General features: G+C 44.5%; 1 protein-coding gene and 1 pseudogene. Both read right to left on the reverse strand.

Annotated features, from left to right (window positions below):
* A pseudogene (locus HW443_RS13115) lies at positions 1-193 on the reverse strand (pirin family protein); the annotation flags it as partial.
* Between the two features lie 204 nt (positions 194-397).
* Positions 398-757, reverse strand: a 360-nt coding sequence (locus tag HW443_RS12320) for a peptide-methionine (S)-S-oxide reductase (RefSeq protein ID WP_176238349.1), incomplete at its 5' end; no start/stop codon positions are given.

Consider the following 757-nt stretch of genomic DNA (forward strand, 5'->3'; position numbering starts at 1 on the left):
TGCCGCGATGGGGGTGCCAAGGAAAACCGGGGAGATATTCTTCTGGCTTGTCCGAATGAAAATCATCCAGCAATAAAAATGGGTCAAGGCGAGGCATCTGCTGAAAACCAAAAGCTCGCTTCAAATGCACGCCTGCCCCTTCCAGGGTAGGATGGCTCTTGAGTATTTGGCTAACCCTTCTGACTGTATCCATGACTATTCTCCAAGACGACCACAACTTACAGAGAGCCAGCTAATGACCAAGCTCACCTGCCGTTTTTGAGCGTAGCGAAAAAACGGTCAAGTGCAGCGCCTTGTTATGTGTACTCACATCTCTTCGATGAGACTTATGACCTTCAGCCTCTTAATCAGAATAACGACGCCTTGAAAAAGCTTCTCCCGAGCAAAGGATGTATTATCAGAACTTCTTTTCATACACATGACAGTATGGTTTCTTTTTGTTGTTATCGTAGTAGTTTTGGTGGTACTCTTCCGCTTTCCAGAATGTGCTGGCGGGGAGTACTCTTGTTACGACTTTGTATGATTTGTTCTTGAGGATATCTATCAACTTATGAGCAGTCATTTTCTCATCTTCATTATTGAAAAAGATGGCGGATAGATAGTGCTCGCCAATATCCGGGCCCTGGCCATCAGCCTGCGTTGGATCATGAATCTCAAAGAAGAATTTGACAAGATTCTCATAACTCACTTTGCCCACATCATATGCTACTTCCACAACCTCTAAGTGGCCTGTATTTCCATAACTCCCATCTTGATA

Origin of the sequence: Candidatus Hakubella thermalkaliphila (assembly GCF_013281975.1) — a bacterium.
In the GTDB taxonomy this organism is placed as follows: Bacteria; Actinomycetota; Humimicrobiia; order Hakubellales; family Hakubellaceae; genus Hakubella; species Hakubella thermalkaliphila.